We start from the raw sequence: 7,194 nt of genomic DNA, 5'->3' as shown, positions 1-7,194 counted from the left end.
CATCGTCCTTCCCCCTCCTCACAACTCTTGATACCGGCGGGGGTATGCGGCCTGCGCATCCCCAAAGGCCCGGACGGCCGCACAGCAGCCATCAGCCCGCTGACATGCCCGACCACGGCCGCCACCCGCCCGCGCACGGCAGGCCGCCTTCAGCGGTCGCCAGCGGCGCCCCGGCCGACCGCGCCCTACCACCCCTGGGCAGCCACTGCGGATGGACAGGCCGGCCCGGGGCAGCGCCGCCATCCCTGCGCATCAGGCGGCACTGAACTGGTGAGCAGGCCCGTCGCGCCACTCCACCCACCGCGGGTCGTCCAGGACGGCGTCGGGTTCGGTGATACCGGCGCCCTCGAGGAAGACGACCAAGTCGTGGTCGCTGTAGGCGGTGCCGAGGATCCCATCCTGGCCGTGCCGGTGCACGGTGACTCTCCGGCCACCCGAACGGGAGGGCCGGTGCACGACGATCGGCGCGCTGCTCACGCCTCCCAGCGTGCCCCGGGCCGGACGGATGGGCGAGTCGGCCCAGCGACCATCAGGGCGTGTCGCCAGTCCAGTCCCCGCGGCCGGGGTCGCCGGGGCGCGGGTCGTACAGGGCCCGCCCGCCGGCACCGAACTGCCCCAGCCCGGTGGCCAGCGCAACGCCGGTGTCGAGGCGCAACGGGAGCAGCTGGGCGCACTCGGCGTCACGGCCCCGGAACCGGCACCCGCGGCGAAGGCCCGGCGCCGGCCGGGCAACCGCGTGGGAGCGGCGCGTGGCAGCGGCTCGCGCGTACCTGACCCGTGAGGGCACCCTGGCGGGCGTTTCAAGGGCTCACGTCGAACGCGTTCAACACGACGTGCAGGAACACGCGGTGAAGCTCGGCGTATGGCTGTCCAGTCAGCGCTCCCGTCGCGCGACACTCCCCGCCGACCGGGTCGCGGTACTGAAGGAACTCGGGGTTGTCTGAACGGGCGTGCAAGAAGGCGCCCCACACCAGGACCGCGGGGGGCGCCTTGTCGTTTCGGGTTCTGCGGGAGGCGGGCGTGTGCGCTGACCGGCGCAAAACGTTGACGCACTCCGTCGCAAGCGGGCTCCGGGGCCCGGCTAACGGCTGGATGTCCCGAGGCCTGACGAGCACGGCACCACCCGACAGACGGTCGTCGGCTGGCTCAAGACGTGGACCGACGAGGGCGTCGCGGTTCGAGTCGGCGAGGGCACCAAGACCGCTACGTCCGCCACCGCCACACCTTTGGCAGCACCACCGACTAGGGGTGGCCATGGCGAGTGACGTCAGGCGATCGCGATGCTGGCAAGGATGCTTTGGAGCCGACGGATCGCCTCTTCGGCTTCCACGTATTCCTCAAGGGACGGCGGAACGGCTCCGAAGGTCGAGCCGTCCTCTGCGGGCATCGCACGCCAGTGCAGGACGGGCGAAAGGGCTGTGGCAGCGGCGCCGAGGAACCAGGCCAGGCGCCCGTGGACGTGGGCCAGGGCGATGGCCACAGCAGCGAGCGCCTCACGCAGGTGCTCCAGCCGGTCGACCTCAGGCAAGCTCTGCTGGGACTCCGGGTTGCCCACGGCGGCGAGCAGATCGGCAGCGGCCTTCGCCGCGACGGTGCGGTCGTCGAACGACAGGACCCACATGTGATCGCGGATCAGCCGTTCCGCTTCCTTCACCAATTCTTCGATCTCTGCCCCGATGTTCTCCACGAGCGCCATCCTATGCCCGTATTCGATCATCGACGGATCCCCCATGAGGGCCGACGGCCGTGCCCGGTTGTTGCTGGCCAGATGTACCTTCGCACTCAGGCCGCCACGAGAACCTCCGCGTGCGTGGTCGTCGGGTTCTGACCGTCGCGCAGCCCCTTTTCCACAGCTCAGCCGCGTGCTGATGGGCTCGGCAGATGGTGGAGTCCACCGAGACCGTCCATTCCACGTCGTCATCCGCGTCGACGGTGGCCAGGACGGCGGCCAGGATCCGTGCCCAGGTGCCGTCGACGGCCCACCTGATGAGGCGTTTGTGGGCCGTCTGGAAGGAGCCGAGCTCCTCCGGCAGGTCCCGCCAGGGCGAACAGGTGCGGTACTTCCACGCAATGGCCTCAAGGGTGCGGCGGTGGTCGGCCCACCGCCGACCGCGGACCGGATCGGCCAGCATCAGCGGCTCGATCCGGCCCCACATCGCATCAGTGATCACTAACCGGATGGACACGTCCGATCAACTGACCAGCCCACCAAAGAGACACGCTCTGGGTGGGTACGACGACTCCGGGTATCGGTACATCCCGCGCGCGTGATTCGCAGCGCCTGCCCCCCCCGCAGCGCACAGCGTGGTCGGTGGACTGTCTTCGTCTGTGCCCGGGTATCTCTCCTCGCGGAAGCCGGATCCTGCCCCGTGCCGTTCGGGGGGAGGCGAGGAGGACGGGCAGTGGTGCAGGAGATCGGCGTCGTTGCGGGTCGGCTCCCGTTCATCGGGCATGCTCACCGGCTTGTGAAGGACCCGCTCGGCTTCCTCATGGGTCAGCGCGACGGGCCGGCGGTAGTACGGATGGGGATCGCGAACCGCACGGTCTACCTGATCAATGGGGCCGGGGCGGCGGGCCACGTACTGGTTTCCTCCCAGTTCGACAAGGGCGGTCCGTTCATGGAGACCGCGAGGGTCCTCGTCGGCAATGGAGTGATCACGTGCAGCAACGCCGATCACCGGCGTCAGCAGCCGGTGGTGCGCCCGGCCTTTCAGCGCGAGCATGTCGCCGCGTACGCGCCGGTCATGACCCAATGCGTCAGCCAGACCACAGAGACCTGGAGCGACGGTGACAGCGTCGATGTGCGCGAGCAGATGTACCGGCTGGCCGCACAGGTCGTGTCCCGGACTCTGATCTCCGCCCCGGCCGGGCGGGACGCGGCGGACACCATGGGCCAGGCGCTGCCGGTACTGCTGCGCGGCATGTTCCGCCACATGCTGATCCCCTGGCCCTGGGTGCACCGCCTGCCGTTGCCTGTCAACCGGCGCTTCACCCGAGCGCGTTCGGACCTAACCAGGGCCGTCGGTGACGTCATCGCCCAGTACCGGGCATCCGACGTGGTCGGCGGGGACGATTTGTTGTCCCAGGTCATGGCCCCTCCGAAGGACGGCCGGCCACGGTTCGACGACCGTGAGGTCGGCGATCAGGTCATGTCGATCCTTGCGGCCGGAGTGGAGACCAGTGCCTCCCTCCTGGCATGGACCTTTCAGGCGCTGTCCGTCAACCCCGGCATCGAACAGCGGCTGTGGACGGAGGTGGACACTGTCCTCGCCGGGCGCATGCCGGGGTTCGAGGACCTGCCGCGCCTGCCCCTGACGCGGCGGGTGCTGACGGAGGCGCTGCGGCTGTGGCCACCGACATGGATGCTCAGCCGAGTCGCCCTCGCTGACACCATGGTGGCGGGTTTCACCGTTCCCGCCGGCGCGGACGTCATCATCTCCCCCTACGCCCTGCACCGCGACCCTCAGATCTTCGCTCACCCTGAGGCGTTCGACCCCGACCGGTGGCTGCCTGAACGCCTTACTCCCGCCATGCGCCAGGCGTTCACCGCCTTCGGCGGCGGCCGGCGTAAATGCCTCGGCGAGTTCTACGGCATGACCGAAGCCGTCCTCGCCGTCGCCGCCATCAGCGGCCAATGGCAGCTGCGGCCCTCCGGCAGGAAGCCGGCCCGCGCGGTGCCGCGGTTCCTCCTCACCCCTGAAAGCGGCCCCATGACCCTGCACCGCCGCACCCCCACACCCGGCCACCAACACGCCCCAAGACCAGACGAGCGGTGACCGGCGAGGTAAAGCGGTGACCGGTGAAGTCACTGACACGAGCGCTGCCGCGGCGGGCATACCCGCAGACACCCGGCGGCCGGAGGACCTGTCTGCCTATCCGTCGTTCCGGCTGCCGCTCTTCCCCCGGTTCACGCCGGCCCTGCGCCGTCCCGGCATCGAGCAGGAGGAAAGACGCTGCCGGCAGTGGCTGGCCGACCACCTGCCCGGCGCCTTCGACGACAAGGAGCGTCTTCAGGAGTTCCTTCAGCACCGCACCACCTTGTGGAACCTGCTGGTGTACGCCACCGCCGGCGCCGACCGGGTCGCATTGATCTGCCACTGGATCGACGTCCTGTTCAGCATCGACGACGCCTTCGCCCAGAAGCCGCCGTCACAACTGCGACGCCTGGGCATCCCTCTGCTGCCAGCCGTCCTCGACGGCCGGCCGATCCCCGGACAGACCACTTACACCGCGATCTTCCACATGCTGCGCGAGCAGAGCATGGCTGTCATGCCGCCAGGTGTATGGGAGCGCTACGCGCACACGCTTAAAGGATTCCTCCACGCCTGCCAGCGCGAAAAGGAACTGGTGAAACAGGCCGACACGATCGATCTGGCGACCTACGAGGCGTACCGGGCCGTGTCGATCGGGGAGTGCTGCTTCCCGCTGGCCGAGTTCGGCCTCGGCATCGACCTGACCCACGCCACCGCACAGATGCCCGAGCTTCAGCGCCTCAACACCCTGGTGGGCCGACACTGGATCGCCGTCAACGACATCTTCTCCTACCGAAAAGAGCTCTACAGCGGCGACACCATGAACGAGATCCAGCTCGCCCTGGCCGACAACGGCGGCGACCTGCAGCACGCGGTGGACCGCGTCGTAGCCACCGTCCACCGCGTCGAGGACGACTTCCAGCAGCTGTGCGCACAGCTCCGCGCCCGGCCACACGGACAGGCCCCCGACATCACCGCGTACCTGAAAGCCCTGGAATGGATGATCGCCGGGAACCTCGAATGGTCCTACATCACCCCCCGCTACAACGGCAGAACCCACCACCTGGACGGCCCCCTCGACGCCACCGTCATCCTCACCCCCAGCCGCACCCACTACATCCCTGAATGACCCGTCCCGGGCCGGGACAGGCTAGGAGGCGCGCTGCTGTTGCCCTGTCTCACCGGACATCGACCGATGCCCTTGAAGCCGGGGGCGGCCTTGCTGGCGGTCCCCCCGAGTGGAGGCCACTCAGTGGACGGTGCCCGGTATCGTCACCACAGCCAGGCGCCTGAGTGCCGCACTCGAGACAGGGCGCGGGCGTCGCGGCGCGCGGCGGCGTTGCTGATCCTGCTTTGCCGGGAGCGGGGCCGGCGCGAGTTCGTGGCGGCGAGGCGTCGCCTGGCGGCTTCCTGGAGTCGCTTCCGCTGCTTGCGCAGTTCCGCCTTCTTCGCCGCCTTCGACTTCGGCTTCCGGGGGCGCTTCCAGATCGGCTGCCACCCCACGGGCTCGTCGGGGGCGGGCTCCTGGTCCTCGTTGAGCGCGGCGGCCATCTGCTCGCGGGCTGCACGGGCGCGGGCGAGGGCCTCGTCGGGGTTGGGGTGTTCTTCCGGGGTGTTCACGTGACTCCTCCTGGGGTCTGGCCCGGCGCGGGTGGGGTGCCGGGCTGTTGCTGGGCGTGCGTCGGCGGTGCCGTCGCCGGGGTGGGCTGCGGTCGGGGGCCGTAGGCGGCTTCGCGCGCCCGTCGGCTGTCTTGGAGCGTGGCGGCCATCTGCGCGGCGGCGGCCTCCAAGGTCCGGCGCGTCTGTTCCACCGTGACCACGCCGGTCTCCTGCTCCAGGAGGCGGCCGTCCTTCGGGCCGGTGCGCAGCGGCCGCGGGTGCGACCTCGAGGCGGCGGGCACGGCGACGGTGCGCGGCCGGGGGCGGGAGCCCAGGCGCTCTGCTCGCCGGGCGGCGCGAACGCGGGCGGCCAGGGCGTCGGCGGCGAGGCGGGCCCGCTCGTACGGCGAGGCAGACCTTTTGCGGGTCAGCGGGCGCAGCACGGCCTGGTCCTCGGTGTCACGCGGGTACAGGGCGCGCAGGTCAGCGGTCATCATGTGGCCGCGCCCAACGGGGCGGGTGTAGTCGTCGACGACGGTCTGCACGATCTGTTCGTCCATGCCCGGCTCGTGGGGCCGGCCGCGCAGGACGTAGGCCAGGTGGCGGCGGGCCTCGGCGAGCAGGTGATGGCGCTTGAAGGCGCCGCGCATCACGTACACCACGGCGACGACATCGACGGCCGCCAGGACGATGTCGACCACCGGCCGCACCCGCGCCCACACCGCCGCGGCAGCCGCCCGCGCCCGCTCCGCGAGCCGGTAGACGACGTCGGCGCCGAACGCCCGGACCGCGGAGGTGCGCCATCGCCTCCGCAGCTCGGTCAGCGACCACAGCTCGGTGCGCTTGGGCGGGCGGGTCTGGTCGGCGGCCTGGCAGGCCAGCGCGTAGGAGGCCCGCTCCCCCGGCACGTGCCCCTGCCGCTCCTCGTACCTGGCCGTCAGCACGGGCAGCGCGTCCTCGATCTGCTGACGGCGGGTCGACTGCCAGCCGATCAACCGCCGGTCAATCCCGGCGATGTCCATCACGGGCCGGCGGCCCGGGGTCACCTCGCGCGGCTCCCACGCCCACCCGAGCCGGGCGGACACCTCCTCCATGAAGAGGAGGGTGTAGAGGGTGTCGGCCGCGACGATGTGGGCCATCAGCGAGTCCGCCGACAGATTGCCCCACTTCCCGTCGTGCGGCCGCCGGGCCCGGATCGACACGACCGCGTGCGCGTGAAGCAGCGGCCTCGATTCCGTGGCGCGTGACTCGTAGTGGCGGAAGACCGCGACGACCAGCCCGTCCTTGACCCGGGCCCGGTGCTTGCCGCCGGCCTTCCAGCGGATCTGTGCGACCGACTCCTCCAGCCACGCCAGCGTCTTGTCGCGGGCGACGTCGTCGCACAGCTCCAGCACCCGGCGGTGCTCGTCGTCCATCAGGGCCCACGCGAGGTGAGCTGTCGGCGGGGGCCGGAATACCAGGTCGAAGGCCAGCCAGGGGGTGCGCTCCTTGGCCTTGTCGGTCTCGGGTGAGCGGTTGTGCTCGATGGGCCTGCCCAGCACCGTCGCCCGCCGGGCACGGGCCGGGCTCTCCCCCGCCGTTAAGAGCTCGCGCTCGATCCGGTCGGCGTCCGGGTGCCGGCCCTCCCCCAGGAGCAGCTCGGCCTGTCGCTCGGTCACCACGTCCCCGTCCCTGAGACCGAGCGCGGCCAGGCCCCGGCCCTTCCACACGCCGGGCGGAACACCAGCTTCGTCCTGAGCGGCACGCAGCAGCGTGCCCGCGGAGCGGTGGCCGTCGCCGACCATCACGCCACGGAACAGGTAGCGCCACCCGGCCCCCGGGCGAACTGGCGACATGCTGATCA

Annotated in this window: 7 protein-coding genes and 1 pseudogene; 3 read left to right on the top strand and 5 right to left on the bottom strand. The window is 70.8% G+C overall.

The features are described from left to right. Positions 1-252 precede the first annotated feature (252 nt). On the bottom strand, positions 253-477 hold the full coding sequence (locus A4V12_RS29435; RefSeq protein ID WP_064072507.1) for a hypothetical protein: 225 nt from the start codon (positions 475-477) through the stop codon (positions 253-255). Positions 478-536: 59 nt separating this feature from the next. Between A4V12_RS29435 and A4V12_RS39840 the strand changes: the two genes are divergently transcribed. Continuing rightward, complete coding sequence (locus tag A4V12_RS39840) at positions 537-944, top strand: helicase associated domain-containing protein (RefSeq protein WP_423564674.1); 408 nt, start codon at positions 537-539, stop codon at positions 942-944. A 323-nt stretch (positions 945-1,267) separates the two neighbouring features. On the opposite strand, the gene A4V12_RS29425 is transcribed toward A4V12_RS39840, so the two are convergent. Then, on the bottom strand, positions 1,268-1,687 hold the full coding sequence (locus A4V12_RS29425; RefSeq protein WP_234372372.1) for a hypothetical protein: 420 nt from the start codon (positions 1,685-1,687) through the stop codon (positions 1,268-1,270). Between the two features lie 45 nt (positions 1,688-1,732). Next, a pseudogene (locus tag A4V12_RS35715) lies at positions 1,733-2,186 on the bottom strand (IS5 family transposase); the annotation flags it as partial. Positions 2,187-2,402: 216 nt separating this feature from the next. Between A4V12_RS35715 and A4V12_RS29415 the strand changes: the two are divergent. Further along, a complete protein-coding gene (locus tag A4V12_RS29415; protein ID WP_064072503.1) occupies positions 2,403-3,776 on the top strand; it encodes a cytochrome P450 in 1,374 nt (457 codons plus the stop codon). Positions 3,777-3,792: 16 nt separating this feature from the next. After that, the gene (locus tag A4V12_RS29410) at positions 3,793-4,881 is read left to right on the top strand and encodes a terpene synthase family protein (protein ID WP_064072502.1); all 1,089 of its coding nucleotides are present in this window, start codon (positions 3,793-3,795) and stop codon (positions 4,879-4,881) included. Between the two features lie 143 nt (positions 4,882-5,024). Here the strand turns inward: A4V12_RS29410 and A4V12_RS29405 are convergent, their stop codons facing one another. Beyond that, entirely contained in the window at positions 5,025-5,372 is a 348-nt protein-coding gene (locus A4V12_RS29405) for a hypothetical protein (protein WP_064072501.1), read from the bottom strand. Then, positions 5,369-7,135, bottom strand: coding sequence for a MobF family relaxase (gene mobF / locus A4V12_RS29400; RefSeq protein ID WP_079137437.1), 1,767 nt, complete (start codon positions 7,133-7,135; stop codon positions 5,369-5,371). Before mobF ends, A4V12_RS29405 begins: the two co-directional genes overlap by 4 nt. Between the last annotated feature and the right edge of the window lie 59 nt (positions 7,136-7,194).

Origin of the sequence: Streptomyces noursei (assembly GCF_001646665.1) — a bacterium.
Lineage (GTDB): Bacteria > Actinomycetota > Actinomycetes > Streptomycetales > Streptomycetaceae > Streptomyces > Streptomyces lavendulocolor.
The sequence above is the reverse complement of the archived record's forward strand: the minus strand, read 5'-3'. Positions and strand labels throughout refer to the sequence as shown.